Source organism: Calothrix sp. PCC 6303, from assembly GCF_000317435.1.
Classification (GTDB): Bacteria; Cyanobacteriota; Cyanobacteriia; order Cyanobacteriales; family Nostocaceae; genus PCC-6303.
The window spans coordinates 5,208,447-5,227,258 of sequence record NC_019751.1; the positions used below are offsets into that span (position 1 = coordinate 5,208,447).

15 protein-coding genes are annotated in these 18,812 nt (G+C 38.8%); 6 read left to right on the forward strand and 9 right to left on the reverse strand.

Annotation, left to right across the window (positions count from 1 at the left end):
* The first annotated feature begins 121 nt into the window (after nucleotides 1-121).
* Nucleotides 122-1,342, forward strand: coding sequence for a geranylgeranyl reductase (gene chlP, locus CAL6303_RS21115; RefSeq protein WP_015199865.1), 1,221 nt, complete (start codon nucleotides 122-124; stop codon nucleotides 1,340-1,342).
* Nucleotides 1,343-1,596: 254 nt separating this feature from the next.
* Here chlP and CAL6303_RS21120 read toward each other — a convergent pair whose 3' ends face one another.
* Nucleotides 1,597-2,118, reverse strand: a complete 522-nt coding sequence (locus tag CAL6303_RS21120) for a photosystem I assembly protein Ycf3 (RefSeq protein WP_015199866.1) — start codon at nucleotides 2,116-2,118, stop codon at nucleotides 1,597-1,599.
* 506 nt (nucleotides 2,119-2,624) lie between these two features.
* Between CAL6303_RS21120 and CAL6303_RS21125 the strand changes: the two genes are divergently transcribed.
* The gene (locus CAL6303_RS21125) at nucleotides 2,625-3,236 is read left to right on the forward strand and encodes a glutathione S-transferase family protein (protein WP_015199867.1); all 612 of its coding nucleotides are present in this window, start codon (nucleotides 2,625-2,627) and stop codon (nucleotides 3,234-3,236) included.
* A gap of 63 nt (nucleotides 3,237-3,299) precedes the next feature.
* On the opposite strand, the gene CAL6303_RS21130 is transcribed toward CAL6303_RS21125, so the two are convergent.
* From CAL6303_RS21130 to CAL6303_RS21140, 3 genes are all read right to left on the reverse strand, one after another.
* Complete coding sequence (locus CAL6303_RS21130) at nucleotides 3,300-3,524, reverse strand: DUF167 domain-containing protein (protein WP_015199868.1); 225 nt, start codon at nucleotides 3,522-3,524, stop codon at nucleotides 3,300-3,302.
* A 45-nt stretch (nucleotides 3,525-3,569) separates the two neighbouring features.
* Nucleotides 3,570-4,781 (reverse strand): IS200/IS605 family element RNA-guided endonuclease TnpB, encoded by a 1,212-nt coding sequence (gene tnpB / locus CAL6303_RS21135; protein WP_015198555.1) that lies wholly within the window; start codon nucleotides 4,779-4,781, stop codon nucleotides 3,570-3,572.
* Nucleotides 4,782-4,896: 115 nt separating this feature from the next.
* On the reverse strand, nucleotides 4,897-7,557 hold the full coding sequence (locus CAL6303_RS21140; protein WP_015199869.1) for a hypothetical protein: 2,661 nt from the start codon (nucleotides 7,555-7,557) through the stop codon (nucleotides 4,897-4,899).
* 932 nt (nucleotides 7,558-8,489) lie between these two features.
* Here CAL6303_RS21140 and CAL6303_RS21145 point away from each other — a divergent pair.
* Nucleotides 8,490-9,053 (forward strand): hypothetical protein, encoded by a 564-nt coding sequence (locus CAL6303_RS21145; RefSeq protein ID WP_015199870.1) that lies wholly within the window; start codon nucleotides 8,490-8,492, stop codon nucleotides 9,051-9,053.
* Between the two features lie 110 nt (nucleotides 9,054-9,163).
* Here the strand turns inward: CAL6303_RS21145 and CAL6303_RS21150 are convergent, their stop codons facing one another.
* The 3 genes from CAL6303_RS21150 to CAL6303_RS21160 form a co-directional block, all read right to left on the reverse strand.
* Entirely contained in the window at nucleotides 9,164-9,430 is a 267-nt protein-coding gene (locus CAL6303_RS21150) for a hypothetical protein (RefSeq protein ID WP_015199871.1), read from the reverse strand.
* A 413-nt stretch (nucleotides 9,431-9,843) separates the two neighbouring features.
* A complete protein-coding gene (locus CAL6303_RS21155; protein WP_015199872.1) occupies nucleotides 9,844-10,983 on the reverse strand; it encodes a DUF2201 family putative metallopeptidase in 1,140 nt (379 codons plus the stop codon).
* Nucleotides 10,984-11,135: 152 nt separating this feature from the next.
* Nucleotides 11,136-12,152 carry an ATP-binding protein gene (locus tag CAL6303_RS21160; RefSeq protein ID WP_015199873.1) on the reverse strand — a complete coding sequence of 339 codons (1,017 nt, stop codon included), beginning with the start codon at nucleotides 12,150-12,152 and terminating at the stop codon, nucleotides 11,136-11,138.
* 169 nt (nucleotides 12,153-12,321) lie between these two features.
* On the opposite strand from CAL6303_RS21160, the gene CAL6303_RS21165 reads away from it, so the two are divergent.
* Nucleotides 12,322-13,830: an AAA family ATPase gene (locus CAL6303_RS21165; RefSeq protein WP_015199874.1), complete on the forward strand. Its 1,509-nt coding sequence runs from the start codon at nucleotides 12,322-12,324 to the stop codon at nucleotides 13,828-13,830.
* Nucleotides 13,831-13,901: 71 nt separating this feature from the next.
* On the opposite strand, the gene CAL6303_RS21170 is transcribed toward CAL6303_RS21165, so the two are convergent.
* Nucleotides 13,902-15,164: a hypothetical protein gene (locus CAL6303_RS21170; RefSeq protein ID WP_015199875.1), complete on the reverse strand. Its 1,263-nt coding sequence runs from the start codon at nucleotides 15,162-15,164 to the stop codon at nucleotides 13,902-13,904.
* 269 nt (nucleotides 15,165-15,433) lie between these two features.
* Between CAL6303_RS21170 and CAL6303_RS21175 the strand changes: the two genes are divergently transcribed.
* Nucleotides 15,434-15,988 (forward strand): SH3 domain-containing protein, encoded by a 555-nt coding sequence (locus tag CAL6303_RS21175; RefSeq protein WP_015199876.1) that lies wholly within the window; start codon nucleotides 15,434-15,436, stop codon nucleotides 15,986-15,988.
* A 106-nt stretch (nucleotides 15,989-16,094) separates the two neighbouring features.
* Here CAL6303_RS21175 and CAL6303_RS21180 read toward each other — a convergent pair whose 3' ends face one another.
* Complete coding sequence (locus tag CAL6303_RS21180; RefSeq protein WP_015199877.1) at nucleotides 16,095-16,700, reverse strand: HD domain-containing protein; 606 nt, start codon at nucleotides 16,698-16,700, stop codon at nucleotides 16,095-16,097.
* Nucleotides 16,701-17,362: 662 nt separating this feature from the next.
* Between CAL6303_RS21180 and CAL6303_RS21185 the strand changes: the two genes are divergently transcribed.
* The gene (locus CAL6303_RS21185; protein WP_015199878.1) at nucleotides 17,363-18,670 is read left to right on the forward strand and encodes a peptidoglycan-binding protein; all 1,308 of its coding nucleotides are present in this window, start codon (nucleotides 17,363-17,365) and stop codon (nucleotides 18,668-18,670) included.
* Nucleotides 18,671-18,812: the final 142 nt, after the last annotated feature.

Genomic DNA, 18,812 nt, shown 5'->3' on the forward strand with positions numbered 1-18,812 from the left:
TTTGTATCGAAAAATTAAGGAATATTGCGATTCCCGTCAATAGTGATGGCAAACCGCAAAAACTACCAAAAGTCCATGGTAGGATTGCTCTCGTTAATATGTCAGAAATGGGGGAAGACCTTTGACACTTCGGGTTGCTGTTGTTGGCTCAGGTCCAGCTGGTTCATCTGCTGCTGAAATCTTGGCAAAGGCTGGAATCGAGACCTATCTATTTGAGCGGAAGCTGGATAATGCGAAACCCTGCGGTGGTGCTATTCCTCTATGCATGGTAGAAGAGTTTGATCTACCTGCGAATATCATCGATCGTCGTGTGCGAAAAATGAAGATGATTTCACCCTCGAACCGCGAGGTGGATATTAATCTAATAAAGGAAGATGAATATATCGGTATGTGTCGTCGGGAAGTACTTGATGCTTTCTTACGCGATCGCGCGGCGGCATTAGGTGCTAATTTAATAAATGCTACTGTTCATAAACTAGATATTCCCACTAACGATACTGATCCTTACACAATCCACTATGTAGACCATACTGAAAGTGGCGCTCAAGGGATTGCCAAGAGTCTCCAAGTTGATGCAATCATTGGTGCTGATGGGGCTAATTCCCGCATTGCCAAAGAAATTGATGCAGGGGATTACAATTACGCGATCGCGTTCCAAGAACGCATCCGGATTCCCGATGCTAAAATGGCGTATTACGAAGATTTAGCAGAAATGTACGTCGGTGACGATGTTTCTACTGATTTCTACGCATGGGTATTCCCCAAATATGACCACGTTGCTGTGGGAACTGGAACGATGCACGTTCACAAGGCTAGCATCAAACAGTTACAAGCTGGTATTCGCGCCCGCGCAGCTAAGAAGCTCGAAGGTGGTAAAATTATCAAGGTGGAAGCACACCCCATCCCCGAACATCCCCGTCCTCGTCGTGTAGTTGGACGTGTAGCTTTGGTGGGTGATGCTGCGGGTTATGTCACTAAGTCTTCAGGTGAAGGTATTTACTTTGCGGCGAAGTCAGGACGGATGTGTGCTGAAGCAATAGTAGAATTTAGCAACAAGGGTGAAACAATCCCCACCGAGAGAGATCTCAAGGTTTATATTAAGCGTTGGGATAAGAAGTACGGTTTGACTTACAAGGTATTGGATATCTTACAAAACGTCTTCTATCGTTCTGATGCTACCCGTGAAGCATTTGTGGAAATGTGTAGTGACATGGATGTCCAGAAGTTAACTTTTGATAGTTACCTGTACAAAACAGTTGTCCCTGCAAATCCCATTACCCAACTGAAAATTACCGCTAAAACACTTGCTAGCTTACTTCGTGGCAATGCTTTAGCACCTTAAATCAGTTAACAGTGAATAGTTATCAGGTTGAAGATGATTTCAAATAAACTTGATAACTGGATTATTTGAGTCTTTCTAGGGTGGGTTCAGACGATAGTCCGTAACCCACCATTACTTATGGGATAATTTTTCTGCTCTCACCCCATCAACCCGATAATTGATTATTACTGATTATTACCAATCATTTAAATTATGCGATCGCGGTTTCAATCAAAACCGCGATTTTTCGTAGCTGTTTGGGGTAAGAGATTTGATTAAATCAAAATATCAATTTGCGCTCTACCTGTAGTTTTCAACCAATTTTGAGCTTCAATATAATTATTGGGAGCTAAACGAATCGCTCGAATCCAATAGTCGGTAGCTTGATCAAATAATGCTTCCCCACCATCGTAATCCCCTGCTTCCTTAGCTTTCTCCCCTTGGTAATGATAGATAACAGCAATATTATTCAAAGCTGAAGAATAACGAGGGTTTAATTCTAATGCCTGGTGATACAAGTCTAAAGCTTTTTCATGATCACCATTACTAGCATAAATTAGACCCATATTATATAAAGTGTAGCTTCGATCTACAGGATCTTCCTCCAACTCCAAAGCCTCCTTGTAGTTATCCAAAGCTTCGGCATATTCACCTTCAGCTTGTGCTGACATCCCATCACGATAGTAAACAAAAGCATCTTTAGCTCTTTTTTTTATTGGCAGAATTTTGAGGATAATATCTGCCATCACGGTAAAGGATTTATCAACAAAGTTATCGTTTTTCTGAGTTCTTGGCATATTATCTAATAATTATGGTGTTGTTGGCTACTTGATGATTGCTGAAGCTGCTTTTACATTTTAGCGTGTGTCTCAGGATAGGCTTGAAAAGCCCAAGTGAATTCTATAGGAGAATTTAACGCTCTCAGAGGCAATTATTACTGAGTTAGCCATAAAACGTAACCTTTGGATAGAAAATTTTGGCTTTCCTTAAGGCTGTTTTATAATTCTCTGCGGTAAACTTCCAAAAACATCAAAATACCTAAAATAATTAATACTTCATATTCCTATTCAGCTAAACTAAAACCTCTAACTCTTGTGATGCTAACTATTACTGATATCCCAATTTTTTCTAGCTTTTTCTAGGTATGGCAGTGTTTTATGTTTGAGATTACTTAAAGCTGTGGTTTCAGTCCAGCTGATCAAGTCAAATATCTTTAAAATATAGCTAAAATTTATACAAATCTATTTGTTTTTTGTCACCAAATATTGTAACTTACAAAATCTATACTTAATCTCTTTTTGGCATGGAAACGCTACGCTTGTACGATTTTTTACACTCAGGCAATGGCTACAAAATACGTCTTTTATTAACACAACTAGGGACACCATTTGAAAGAGTAGAACTTGATATTACTCAAGGTGCGACACGTACTCCTGAGTTTTTGAGTAAAAATCCTAACGGCAAGATTCCCCTATTAGAAATTGAACCAGGCAAATACTTAGCAGAATCAAACGCCATACTAGTATACTTAAGTGAAGGAACAGAGTATCTACCTTATGATAGATTTTTCCGCGCTCAGGTTTTACAGTGGTTATTTTTTGAGCAATATAGTCATGAACCTTATATTGCTGTACCCCGATTTTGGATTTCGACTTTGAAAAAAGGGGAAGAATATAAAAGCGCGATTGCTCAAAAACACAAACAGGGTTACTTAGCTTTACAATTAATGGAGGATCATCTCCAAAATCGCTTATTTTTTGTCAACGATAGGTATTCAATCGCTGATATTGCTTTATTTGCCTACACCCATGTTGCCCCAGAAGGTGATTATGATTTAACTGGTTTCCCCGCAATTAATAGTTGGATTGTAAGGGTAAAGGAACAAAAAAGATATATTGACATCACCGAACCATAGAACAATAAATAACATTTGTAGAGACATTTATAACCGAATGTCTCTCTCTTCTTTTATGTCCAATTATAAATCAATTTCTACAACCTTTTGCCGTGAAGCTAATCCCAATTTAATCAAAATATGAGATTTTGGAACATTATATCTATCGGCTAAAACTTGAATCAATTCCTTATTTGCCTTCCCATCCACAGGTGAAGACTTAAGGTAAACTTTCAAGCTACCATCCTCAAGTTCTTCAATTTTTTGCCGATGAGAATTAGGTTTAACTACAACTGTGATCTTCTGCATGACTTTAGCTATAACCAATTATATTGAACTTCGCATGACTGGAAGTCACGCGATTCCTGCTTCAACGATCTCTGCCTGAAATAATTCAGGACTTACAAGTTCTCCACAGGCGTTTTTTATAACCTCCGGCGTACCGACGGCGGTTAGCAATCTTAAACCCTCACTTAATATATTAAGTGAGGCGTTTTTATCCCTTAAGTTGTAACTATTGCAACTAGGACAAGACCATTCACGTAACTTTAAATCTTTAACTAATGGGTTGATCAAACCGCAGCAGTTACAAGTCTGAGATGAGGGATAAAACGTACCAACTTTCTGCACAACTCTGTCATGCCACAAAGCTTTATATTCCAACATGGTAACAAATTTAGACCAACTAGCATCTGAAATACTCAATGCTAGTTTGTGATTCTTTACCATGTTAACGACTCGTAAATCTTCAATACAGATAATACTGTTTTCCTTGATTAGACGAGTTGACAACTTGTGCAGAAAGTCATCTCTCAAATTGGTAATCCGTTCGTAGATTCGAGCCAGCTTGATTTTCGCTTTGACTCTATTGCTACTACCTTTTGTACTACGGGATAACTTTTTATTTGCTTTGCGTAACTTCTTTAATTGAAGTCGATAATATTTAGGATTTTCTATAACTTCACCTTCGCTAGTAACCAGATAAGATTTAATCCCCAAGTCTAAACCAATATTTTGGGTGCCAATCGGATATTTTTCTATCTCAGTTTCACAGAGGATACTAGCAATATATTTACCAGAAGAAGTCCGAGTAACGGTAACGTTGACAAGCTTTCCAGTAATATCTTGTGATTTATAAAACTTTATCCATCCTAATTTGGGGAGTTTTAAACGATTCTCTATAATTTGAATGTTTCCATTGGTAAGATTCGTCTTGTAAGATTGCTTGCAACCGTACTTCTTTTTGAATTTGGGGAAGCCGACACCTTTCTTCTTTTTAGACTTTTTCAAGTCAGTGAAAAAGTTTTTGTACGCTGCCTCTAAATTTTTGAGCGAGTTTTGCAGAGCAAATTTATCTACTTCCTTTAACCATTCAATCTCTTTCTTGAGAAGAGTTAACTCTTGGCTACAAGTATTGTAATTTAAGGTTTTCTGCTCAGTCGCATATAACTCTTTCCTTAATGCCAGAAAACGGTTGTACACAAATCTAGCACAACCTATCGTCTTGTTAATTAAGACTTCTTGGTTGTGGCTAGGAATAAGTGCAATTTTAAACGCTTTCTGCATTTTGATTTTAAATAATTGCTTACAATAATTTTATCATAATATGCAATCATTTAAATATAGAAATATGGAGAGCCTAACTCATGACTTGAACTCACGAGTGTGCGGCTTGCAGAAATCAAGTTGGATGCTCCCATGTTTTATTTTCCAAACTTGCTTTAGCAGCAGCCTGAACAATCCAATTTGCATCCACTGCTAGTTGCTGACAAACAGATTTAGGGGTGTTGGGATTTTGGCTAATCGCGTACCTTTCCAACCAAGAAAACGAACGGGAATGTTTGATTAACATATTAGTGGAAGTTAGGGGGTGGGATAATACTAAAAATCTTCCCAAAGTTGGCACCGTATCAACATTAATATAACCTTCTATAAATTTAATTGCTTGCTGTGGATAATGTTCCATCAAAGTTTTCACAGCAGCTTGGTGTAGCTTATCAGTATTAGGACATTCAGCCAGTTTTTCAAGAATATTTAGCGGAGTTAGGGGATTTTTAGCAACTGCTATTTTGATTACTTTGAGTTTATCCTTGGCAAGAATTTCTAAAATCAAAGTGGAATTAGTATACTGTGCCAAAGCTTCGCGGATCAAAATCCATTGACTTCTCGTGAGTTCAATTAGCTTGTGGATGGGGGTATTGGGATTAGTAATAGTTTCCCATTCTTTGAGGAAGTTGCAATCTGTAGTTATTTGGGGAGATTTCTGTTTGTAAGCAAGTAGCGCTGCATGTCTGACTTCGTGGCTTTTATCCTGGAGGAATTGTTCGAGGTGAGAAACAGAAATATTAGGATTATCAATAATTAACCTTCGGAGGGAAGCATTAGAACGTTTTGATAATTGTTCTAAAGTATGGGAAGGTGTATTTGGATGACGAGCGATCGCGGTATATAATTCCAAGAGAACATTTTCAAAAAAGTTCACATGGGAGATGGCTGCTAATTCTTCCAAAATAGTAGTAGATATATCGGCTTTGAATGTCAATTTTTGACACAAGTTAGAAATAGCAGGAATCAAGATTCTAGTATCTTTGCTTTGGGCTAATTCTAAGAGTTTTTCTATCGGTGTATCTAAACTACAAGCAGCTTTAATTGCATGATTCGTTTGTAACTTATCTTCTTTGTGAATATCATGCAACTTCCTTGCTTTTTTCGCCCTTTCCACCTCATGCTGAATATATTCAGATGGATCATCTGCTAACTGAGTAATTATATCCTCTGGTGTATTGGGGTTACGCACCACTTCACAACGTACACGTTTTTCAGTATCGCTAGCCAACTTTGCCAACAAAGATACTGAGGTTTTGGGATGTTGTGCCACTGCGACGCGAACTTCTGTATATTTATCCGTGGCAAGACGAGTCAAAATTTCATCGTTAAGATTAGGGTTGCGGGCGAGATGCGATCGCACATAATCTATATCATCCATTAATCGTGCCAAAGCTGCTACAGGTGTCTTTGGATTAGCCGCAACATTACGTCGCACATAGTAATGGAAATCCTGTGCTAACTGTTGCAGCATTTCCGGTGTAGCATTGCCACTCAGGGCAGCACGTTCACGGGTATTCTGGTTTTTAGAACTAGATAACTTTTCTATAATGCTAGAGGGAGTATTCGGATTTTCCACAATCGCATACCGCACCACAATACTGCGATCATAAGCTAGTGTTTCTAATAAGTACTTTGGTGTTTTTTTATTCTCAGCAACAGCCATTCTCACTTGAGAATCTTTAGCTTTGGATAAGTTTTCCAGAATTGATACTGGTGTATTTTGGTGCAAAGCAACACCGCGACGAATCGGCAACCACTGACTTTGAAGCAGTTCACAGAGTTTTTCGCCGGAAGTTTGCGGGTTATTCACAGCAGCCGATTCACTATACCAACGCTGAATAATCTGACTTGGAGTATGAGGATTTAAAAATGCTGCCAAGCGCACTTGTCGATCATTATCCCCCACTAATTGCTCCAAAATAGATACCGGAGTATTAATATTCCCCGCAGCTGCCAGACGGGTGTTTTTTGTCACCCGTTTGAGATTTTCCAGGAGTGACTGTAAGATGTGAGTTGGTGTATCAGGATTACGGGCAATGTGGGTATGGACATTTGTTTCGAGAATCCCCAATAAAGACTCTGAGATTGCCCCAATTTCCCATAAAACTATCTCTTGGGAAATTTCATGATACAAATAATCGTCAGTTAACTTGCGCTTTCGCAGTGCAGAAGAGACAGCATTTTTCCACCCTGTAGTCATTTTCGGTGCTAGTTGCACATGTAACTTAGCCACAGCAGCAACCTTACTATGACGACTATTTACCATAGCTTCCAAATCATCCTTGGGAGTTTTCGGATTCATTGCCAAAGCTAAGGAAATCAGTAAACGGTTTCGACTTAAACCCCACTGAATAAATTCATCCGGAACTGATTCTAATTTCAATAGACAAGCTGCCGTTTCTTCCGGCATCTGAGTCAATAAATCTAGATTTTCTAAAAATAGTAAGGTAAATACTGGATTTTCTAATAATTCGCTAGGAAATTCGGTACCAAGTTGAAATAATGTATCTGTGGGAGTATTGGGATTACTCACAACAGCTTGACGAACTTGATAATCTTTAGCTGCTGCTAATTCTCCTAATAATTGTGGTGGTGTACAAGTATTTTGGGCAACAATTCGAGATATTTCAATGTTTGTTTGTGCCAACTCCAGCACATTTTCCGGGAGTGTAGTTGCACTTGCCGCTTCTTCTATTATTAATGCTAAATTTCCAGCTTCACAGAGGTTAGCCATAGCCAAAATCGAGTCAATCGCGGCGATATAGTATCTCTTTTAAAGTGTCACACATTCAGGAAAAAGACATTTGTGGTTCTACGGAAATCAAGAAAAGGGATTTTTTTATAAGTGAAAGTACTAGGTATTTAACTTGTTTTTATCATGCTTAATAAGTATTTTTATTTAATCTTATGAATGATTTTAGATAAGATATTACAGAGCAAATTTACACAGATATAAATCATAACTATTTTTTGTCAGAGGTTAATTATGTCATCTCCATGCGACAAGAAAACGATCATACATCAAATTGCATTCATATAGATGTTGCACTAGTCCAGACACTTTAAATGGACTAATGAGAACGTAAAAAACGAAGATTGTATGTAACATTATTCATGATCGTACTGAAATCCGGGTAATGTCGTAACCAAAACTAATCCTCATCCCTTAGAAGCATCACCCACACCAACCGCTTCGTTTACTCATCATCCTGAAATTGCTGCGACAGAACGTAACTTAGTACTGTGCGTTCGCTTATTTTTAAACTCCAAATTGAATTAAAGCCTTAATTCAAAGGGAAAAGAGCATTTTTTAAGTAAGCAGGGAATACAAGGTAATAAATATTACTTTTTATTAAGCTCCTAGAAGCATCTATTTAAGACGTAGAGGGGTATAAACCATAAAAATGGCTAAAACCTTGTTTCAACTCAAAATACTGGAATTGCTTGTAAAGCCTAGATTGGAAGCCCTGTAAGGGTTAATTAAATTTTCGGGTCAAAAATGAGCGAACGCTGAGTTAGTATAGCTGTAGCTATTTTTATTGGTATATTTATCTGTTCCTTGTTACCTTTTAGACAAACTCTGAGATAAGTATTTATGTCCTAACTGAGATGTCCACTGCTATATAAACAACACAAAGAACCAACCCAGCACGGTAGAAATCTAACATGAAATATATTAAGCGTCGCAGTAAACGGATCGAACTGTTTGTCGAAGTTGTTTTTTTAATAGCTTTGTTTATATTTGCACTCTTACTGGATTACGAGTTAGCTGCTTCCTTGTTCTGGCAGTTTTACTTAGTCATGGCTTTTTTAGCCTTAATCTTACTTCTTCCGGTATTCTTATTATCTCGGCGGAAACAAGAGTTGTGGCTTTTTCTTGGTTTTAATTTAAGTATTTTAGCTCTACAGTTTTTAGTTCTGAGTCCTGTTAAACCTTTTACAAAGTTTTATCTCGATATTAATAATGGGATGACAATTGAAAAGGTTCAACAGCTATTCACCCAGCATTTTCCGAAAAGCGGAGAGTTTCGTCAACCAGACTGGAGACTACATAACGAAAATAGGAATGATGCGGAGAATCATCAGTTGAATGGGAAGCGTTTTCTAGCGACACCAAACCAGAGCCTACAGTATAATCTTGATCTAACTGATGGTCGTTACGATGCTGAAGTTATGACTGTTTACTTCAAAGATGGCAAAGTGGTAGGAACGAATTATTCCGCCGATTGATTTGTACAGTGCGTAAGTTCTACTTGACTATAAGGCTTGTAGAGACGCTAAATCAAGAGTGCGATCGCCTCTCGCGTCTCTACATTGTTTTTGATAGAAACTAATCGCTATTAGCTAAATACTAAAGCTGGTTCCTCACAGAAATTGAAGACTGCTGAATCAGATTCTGACTCATCTTCGTAAGTAGCACATATATACCATTCACAAGGCGAATCATTTGTGTATTCAGCCCAAGCAATTGTTGCTGTCTCCCCTGATGGAATCCCTGATTCTCCCAACTCAAATTCAGCCCAGTCTTCATCATCAAGGGAAACCCATAGCTCTGTAATCGCTAAGTCGGTATTATTAGTTACTTGGAATGTGTATTGATCGGACATAAAAACCTTCTCACTGTAAATGTTGGTCTTTTCAGTCACCGATTATACTCACTATATTTTGCTGTAACCTGCGTTGAATTGCTGAAATATTTATATAAACCTCGTTTATCTTGAGAAGTGTAGTTTTGGCGTATCCAGCCCTACGGGCTTATGCTAGTAAGTGATTTTACACTTAAAGTTCAAGCATTAAACTACAAAGGTCGATAAAATCCAGGGTTTTGGTTTTAGGTTCCATAAAGCCTTGAGATTTCCCACCTGGCTAAGTGGTCAGCACCATTTTAGGTCTTTCTGTTACATCTTATTTGTCTCTCGGTAAACCAGGAAAGATGTTGTCTCATCAACAATCGGAGAAAATCTTCAAATCCATGTTTGCAGACGAATTTAACACCCATCCAACCGTTGCTTTTGCCAAATCAAACACTAAATAACCTTACCGCTTCCCCAAAAGGAAATTCTTCTAACTGCAAACCACCTGGTGTCACCACCCACAACACAGGCAAATCGGGTTTTTGTGATGGAAATTCACCATAACCATCAGTTAAATAAACACATATTCCTGGATTTTGTCCATACCAATTTGCTGCTACCCGCTGGAAAAATGGTACAAATGATGTGCCACCACCACCTTGGGGCTTAGGCATGATACTATCTGGAGTTAGTTCATAGGGTCCATAAGCTTCAGCATCAACATAATAGAGTTCACACCTTAAGTGGGGATAAGCACTCAAAATCCCGTAAACTTCGGCAACAAATATCCGTAACTGTTCATAATCCACTGAACCACTAGTATCAATCGCAACGTAGATATTAACTGATTCACCTTGCAAGGTTTCCAAATATAGCTGTTGTCCAATGAAGCGACGATCAAAGCCAGAAAAATCTGTGGGAGTCTGTACCAGATAGCGCCATAAATAGGTGCGCCAATCGACTTGAGGGGAAGTGACTATGCCCAATTCCCGTTCGATTCCAGCCGCAACTTTACCTTGCCCAGATGTACTGGCAATTACTGATGCTTGTTGTAGCGCGTTACGCCAATGTGCTTCTAAAGCTGCTTTGTGTGCTGTCGATAAACTATCATCACCAATGCTATTGCCTTCACCTTCTAATAAATCTGCATTCGCATCTTCCCAAAGAATCTCATATTTTTTGACATCTTTGAGGAGAATTTCATAAATTTCCTCAACGTTGAGATTTTCTAATTGGGTATCACGCAAGCCACCTGGTGGTAATTCCCAGTTATTTTGTTGCATAATAATTCCGTTGGTGACGATATCTGCTGCATAATTCCACAGTAAGGAATGACGTACACCTCGACGGGGTATATGTAGGAGTGCTGCGTGCAAGACTTCATGGAGTAGCAAACCATCTCGTTGGTTGGGAGTCAAAGAAAGTATGTATTGGGGATTGTAAAAAACATTTTCACCATTGGTTGCAGCACTACTGATTTTTTCAGTGGGGATAAAGTGGGTGAATAGGGCTAAAGTGGCAAAAAACGGTGATTTTTGCTGGAGGCGTAATATACTATCACTAATAATTTTTTGGTTATCGTCCATCAACTTGGGATTTGGGGTGATTTGAAATAGGATTACTGTTGGTGCGTGACACCGTACATAAACCCTGATTCAGCGTATATGATTGCTCAAGGTGTCACACACCCTACGCTCAATTTATGTACTACTGTTGCACTTTATTTAATCCTCATTCCTTAACTTGATAATGAAGTAAGTACATAGTCTTTGCGTAAATCCTGGATAAATTTATCTAAATTGGGGTCTTTTTTCATTAATACTGCTAAAACTCCCATTTGTCCTTTACTCCGCATCAATCTGAATAAATCAGTGACAAATAATTTTACCCATTCTGCTGTTGCCTGCTTATTTAACCAAGTAAAAGCGTTGTATGCTTGATTAGCATCTGTTGCCCGCATGGTTAAACCAATAGTTGTGGCATACTTTGCTGAAGGTTCAGTGGGGAAGGGAACCTTCTCGCCTTTACCTTCTAATATGGGCATTAAGTTGGGTAGATTTTCATATAAATTAATGAAAGCTGTAAATTCTGCTGCTGCACCAATACCAACTGCTGGAGAAATATCTAGCCCTACTTGATGTAAAGCACTTGCCATTTCCCAGGTACGGGGTGTGGGGAAAGCTGGTTGATGGGGGTCTAGTTTGTGTAAAAGTGTGGAACGGAAGGAAAGAAAAGCGATAATTTGTTCGTGTAGTCCTTTGATTAAGGCATATGCTTTGAAGCTATCAAAATCGGCATGTACTTCCAAATGTAGGAATCTATTAGCTAAAGGTGCAGGCATATCAAATACTGCTGCCCTATCTTCCTTGCGGTTGCCTGCTGCCCAAACAAACCAAGCATCTGGGACAATATAGGAGCCGACACGACGATCTAAAATTAGTTGTTGGGCAACTCCTTGCATTGCTGGTGGTGCCATATTTAATTCGTCAAGGAATAAAATACCTTTACCAGTGCGGGGAAGAAACTCTGGGGGAAACCACTTGGAAATTCCGTTCTCTGCCACAGGTAAACCACGTAAATCTGTGGGGGCAAGTTGTGAGAGTCGTACATCGACAAAATCAATCTCATTTTCACGGCTGATTTGATTGACAATACTAGACTTGCCGATGCCGGGGGCACCCCAAATCATGGTACTAATTTGCAGGTTTTTACGGATAAGATTATCTAGATATGCTTTTAAATCAGCCGGAGTCATGATGTTGGGGGATACATTGTATACAGTCTTATTCCTAGTATTCCCAGTAGTTACAGGAGAAATTTAAATTTGGGTAAAGAGATAGCAGAGGAAGAAAATATATTTTTACCCCTATTCACGACAGGCTGTTTTATGAGAGGTTAATTGGTGAAGGTGTGGAGATATAGCTATGGCATTCCGTGACGAGTTTAAATTATTAATGCGATCGCGTTATCCTTTAATCTATATTCCTACCTATGAGGAGGAGCGAGTAGAGGGGGCAATTCGGGAAGAGGCTGCACTTCAAGGAAATCGTTCTGTTTATACTTGGGATTTTGTAGATGGGTATCAAGGAAACCCCAATGATGCGGGTTTTGGCAAGCGTAACCCGTTACAGGCTTTGGAATTGGTGGAAAAAATCCCGGCAACTGCTGGGGCTGTATTTATTTTGCGGGATTATCATCGATTTTTGGATGATGTGGCGATTTCTCGGAAGTTACGGAATTTAGCGAAGTTATTGAAATCCCAACCGAAAAATATTGTCTTGTTGTCACCACGTTTAGCTATCCCTGATGATTTAACTGAGGTGCTGACGGTGATGGAGTTCCCGTTACCTACAGGGGGAGAAATTAAACAGGAAGTGGAAAGGTTGTTACAGGGGACAACAAATAAACTATCTGGTAAAGTTTTTGATGATTTGATCCGTTCTTGCCAAGGGTTGAGTATGGAAAGGATTCGCCGAGTTTTGGCAAAGGCAATTGTTACCCATGGCGAAATTCAACCGGAAGACGTGGATTTGGTGTTGGAGGAAAAGCGCCAAACTATCCGCCAAACTCAAATTTTGGATTTTATCCCAGCAACTGAACAGATTTCTGATATTGGTGGGTTAGATAATCTCAAAGATTGGTTGGTACGTCGGGGTGGTTCGTTCACGGAGAAGGCTCGGCAATACGGTTTACCCCATCCCCGTGGGTTACTTTTGGTGGGGATACAGGGTACAGGTAAATCTCTGTCTGCCAAAGCTATAGCCCACAATTGGCATCTTCCCTTATTAAGGTTGGATGTGGGTAGATTGTTCGCTGGGTTGGTGGGAGAATCAGAATCCCGCACTAGGCAAATGATTCAAGTTGCTGAAGCTTTGGCACCCTGTATATTGTGGATTGATGAGATTGATAAATCCTTTGCTGGTTTGGGTAGTAAAGGTGACGCGGGAACTACAAACCGAGTATTTGGGACGTTTATTACTTGGTTAGCGGAAAAAACCTCACCTGTATTTGTGGTGGCAACTGCAAATGATATTCAAGCTTTACCACCAGAAATGTTACGGAAAGGCAGATTTGACGAAATATTCTTTATTGGTTTACCCACCCAAGTAGAAAGAAAAGCCATATTTGAAGTACATTTATCACGATTGCGATCGCATAACCTGAAAAACTACGATATAGATAGGTTAGCCTACGAGACTCCCGATTTTTCTGGTGCAGAAATTGAGCAAACTCTAATTGAAGCTATGCACATCGGCTTTAGCCAAAACCGCGATTTCACCACCGATGATATTTTAGAGGCAGCTAGCCAAATTATCCCCTTAGCTAGAACCGCACAGGAACAAATTCAACAACTCCAAGAATGGGCAGCCTCCGGACGTGCTAGACTAGCCTCGAAAAATAGTCCCTTGGATAATTGGCGACAGAGTAATTAAATTCCGTCCATGTTGAAATTCAAAGTTTTTAATTTTATTGTAGCGACTGTCAAGACAGTCGCTACAATAAATTACTTGCAATAATTTTGCTTAATAAAATTAATTTCTTTGATTAAGCCTTCTGCATGAATCAAACCTACATAGCCTCGGAATTTAGGATTGCTTTTATAGTCGTATACGCTAACATGAGGAACTTGAGCAATATTATTGCGTAGCCTCAAAATACCACTTTTATCTGAAAAATAAATATTTTCAACTACTTTATCAACTCCGATTGTAATTGACTGCCAAACATTTTCTGCGTTGGGGATTACTTTCTCTAAAGTATTATTAATCCCTTGTAAAGCAGTTGTCATGCCTGCAACTTTTTGTAGTCTAGCAATAACTATATTGATTAGTTCTTCTTCAAATTCTAGAATATTTTTTACAAGAATATCTGCCGTTTGTTTACAGTTCCAATAGCCAGTATGAGCATCAGCAACGGCGGGAGAAACTGCTGCTAGAGACAAAATTTGACTGATATCAGGAATAGACGCAGTTGCAGCTTTGATAACCGGTGATTTAATCAAATTGTGAATCATTTTTTCAAGATTATTTGCATCTGTCGCAATGAATTTATCTTGAATCAATAGGCGAGATTGCTCATTCGTTCTCAAGCTAGAAGCAATAGGATATGCGATTAAATCAGAAGCATGGATGATGTTAACCCATCTTAGAGTTCCATTTGGATATTTTGCAACAATCTCATCCACTCTATCGTTAATGATCTCTGGCTTAATATCTAACATTAAATTAAATAATAGGATGGGTGAACCCATTGTCGCAATACTTTTTAACTGGATTTTTTCCCCAATTATCGAACGAAATTTATAAGCAGAGTCATCACAATTAAATCGATCGGAGAAAAGCATATCCCAGAAAATAATACTCCCCATTGAATGAGTAATTATATGAAGTTCTTTTTCTTGTGGATAATTATTTATATAATCTTCTAGATGTTCTGTGATTGATTTACGTATTTTTTCTCCTCTGTCTGAGTTCATATAAGTAAGTGCATCTCCTACAAATGCAGAAAGAAAACCTTGCCTAAATTCTTGACCTCTAAAAATCTCATCCGAATTAATATGTGGACTTTCATTTTTAATTAATTCTAAGTCTTGACTAACGAAATTCCATACTGTCCCTTGATGTCTAAAAATATCAGCATGAAAACCACTATGGAAATAAGGCAAAGGTAGATTTTTCTGGGAAAACTCTTTCCTAATTAGTGTTTTTAGAGGATCTGCAAAGTGGGTTTTAGATTCGGCTACACCATGAATAAAAAATACAAGCATTGTTTTCGTTCTGATATTTTTTATATATAATTAGCCTAATTTACTCGACTAATATCTAATTTTGTATTGTGGAAACAACGTAAATTTGTTTTAAATAAGCATCTGTCTTAATATTTCACATGTAGCTATGTAGGATCAATTCTTACGCTAGTGAGAAGCTTTACGTAGTCCAACCTACAAGCTTGTGATCCCGAACTAATAATTTTCTCCACCAGACAGCTATAATTAGGGGCTAGAAACCGAGGATTAGGAAAACGGGGATTGAGAACATGTTTGTCAACATCATCAAATATATACTGGGGATCTTTTTAGCGATCGCTATTTTAGCTGGGAGTGGTTTGGCAACTGCCCTATACTTTGTCAACCGAACTGCAATTACTCCCCCAAAGCCAATTTATGCCAATGATAAGGAGGAATTAGCTAAAAAAGCAGCTAAAAATCCGCCAAAACCCGCAGTTAGCAAAAAAGCAAATACAACTAAAACCCCTGCTGCGAAACCTACTGCTACCCCGACAGCAGAAACCACAGTAGAAGCGTTACCCGCTAACGCATATAATGCTCGTGTAACCTGGTCTAAAGGTTTGAGTTTGCGTGCTGAACCCCGTGCTGATGCGGAAAGTGTTGGTGGAGTTGGTTTTGACGCTAAAGTTATTGTAATTGAAGAAAGCGCCGATCAAGTTTGGCAAAAAATTCGCATTGAAGGTAGTGAAAAAGAAGGTTGGGTGAAAGCTGGTAATACCAAAAAAGATGATGGGCAACCAGATGATAGCCAAAGTGATGACAACAATCAAACAGATGATCAAGGTGATGCAGAGCAGCGTTAAGATTGGTTCAATTGAGACAAATATTTTAGTCACACTTTCCTTTTTCCTAGCGTTGGTTCAAAAGTGCGATCGCCAAGATCGATTATTCGACTAAAGTGATAACTGATTAATGTGGTAAAATCTTGGTTGATATTGGGTAAGTTGGAAGTCGGAAATTACTCAATAAGAACTGATAGTGGGTTGCAAATGCTTGCTTGACTTCAGGTAAGACTATTTTCTTTTCCCAATCAGTCTGCAATTTCTGAAGATTTCTGGCTTGAAGTTCTTCAATCGATAGATGGCTATTTTCCCACCAATATATACTGAAAAATGAACCAACCATGTGAGATGCACCATCGGCAGATGAAACTATTTTAATTTCGTCTGTCGCCGATTTTAACTCACTAATATCTTTACGATCTATTACTTCTATATTATTCATTACTTGCTGGGCTAATTCAATACCAACACCTTCATCTATCAGGAAGCTTTCCCCTGTAACTTTTGATTTAGTTGCTGATTGATTAGTGATCTTCCCATAATCATGCATCCATACAAGAAGCAAAACCAAGTCTTGATCTGCGTCTTGGTAGATTTGACAAAGCTCTAAACTAATTTGTTCGACTATCTTGAGATGGTGTTTGACATACCATTTATGGTGAATGAAGTGCGGATCTTGTGCCATCTTCACAATTTCGCTTCTAACTCTATCAATAATCTGTAATTCTTTCACCAGTACCCCGTTATTTTCTCTTGATACCAAGTTGCGTTCTATCCTAGCAGTTCGAGTCGTAATTGCTAAAGCAACAGCAATTACTTAGGGCTTGCTGAATAACTATAAAACATATATTTATCAATGCTTTCAGGCTTTTTTGTGCGGGGAAAGTGCAAGGAAATAAGGGTTTGAGGTTTAAAAAACTTGCATTCAGATTTATTAGAATACAAAAAAACAGAAAAAATAAAGGTAAAACTGTTCCCTGTTGCCTGTTCCCCGTTCCCTACCCCCACTAGAAGACTTTTTCAGCAGACCCTACTTAGAACAAAATATGTATTATGCAATACCTTGGTCTTACCTTTCTCTCAGCGTAAAAATCACTTAAAATACTAAACAAATTTCGGTATTCAATTGTTTGTGGATGATAGTTCTGATAATCGGTTCCAATGTCAAAAAGTTTTCGGAGATTTACGGAATTTCACTATGCAAGTTTGATTCTAAATAGTGGAACAAAAGTTACATAAATTAAAATGTCTCAATTTGACCCGTGGAGTAAGTACAAACTCAGAAGAGAAAGCTCTTAATTCCATCAGCTAAATATACATATAAATTTCGCAGGTTTGAGGCTCAAGACTACCACAGGGTATAAATCTATCCATTTGGACTTTGGACAAAAAATTATGAATTCTACTACTTATCCGGGTTTGGCTGCTACTGTTGTTGAAAATAAGCTAGTGAACTGGAAAAAACTTTCTGGTGTTGCCTTGATGAAGTTGTTGCCAGTGGCTTTAGTGCTGGCAATTATGAATATAGCTGGACAAGCGATCGCATTGCAAAAATTAGGTAGTACTGGAGCGGATGTTACCACTACTCAACGATGTCTCAAACAGTTAGGTTACTACAACGGACCAGTTACAGGCAAGTTTGCCACATTAACTGAAGCTGCTGTCCGCAGGTATCAACAAAAGAATGGACTTGCGGTGGATGGTGAAATTGGTACACGAACACAAAATCTGTTGAATTCTCAATGTCAAAGCCGTACCAACCCCCCTGTTAAAGGTAGTGGTGTTCTACAATTTGGTAGCAAAGGGGCAGCTGTTAGCCAACTTCAACAAAATTTACGTAGCTTACGCTTCTATAATGGTCCCATCAATGGGAATTTTGGCACCCTAACTCAACAAGCTGTAATTCGTTTTCAGCAGACATATCGAATTTCCGCAGATGGAGTTGCGGGAACAAGAACACTCAGAACTATTAGCGCAGCTTTAAAACCAATTGGTACAGGTGGTGATAGTCTTCCCAATGCCCTAAATCGTGGTGATAGCGGTGCTTTGGTGCGTCAACTCCAAGATGATTTACGCCGATTAGGCTACTTTAAGGTAAACTCAACAGGAAATTTTGGCAAAGTAACTGAGGATGCTGTAGCACGTTTCCAAAGTAATTATGGACTTCCTCCTAATGGTGTCGCTGATGCAAGAACTTTAGGGGCAATTTCTCAAGCTTTACTTAGTTCCGATGGCAAGAATGGTTGTTCCCAAGCAAATGGTGAAATTTGCCCAGGGGAACGTAGTCAACGGGTTGCAACAGTTCAACAAAGACTGAATCAATGGGGATTCTATAACGGTAATATTGACGGTTACTATGGTGCGGGAACGCGGGATGCTGTAGGACAATTTCAACGGTATTTTCGGTTAGCGGCAACAGGCTTTGTAGATTTTAATACTTGGCAAGCATTAACAACCACTGCAAATGCTCCTAAACCAAATATTCCCAATCCTTCCACAACTAACCGCTATGTGGTAGTTGTCCCCATGTTTAGTAATGATACCCTCAACCGGATTCAGCAGTTGGTACCCCGTGCAATTCCTGGTACATCCAAGTTAGGTAATTATGTGAATGCTGGGGCTTTTAGTCAACGTGGTGACGCTGAAAGCCTTTCTAAACAATTACGCGATCGCGGTTTTGATGCAAGGGTAGAATACTTTTAGTTCAAGCCATCTCTAACTCCAGTAAAAATCAGGCTTCATCCGTAATTACGGGTGAAGCCTTTTGAGTAACTCTATTTCTCCCACCATACCAAAGCCATAAATACAGCCATATCTTCCCTATAATTAAAATAATTTACTATTG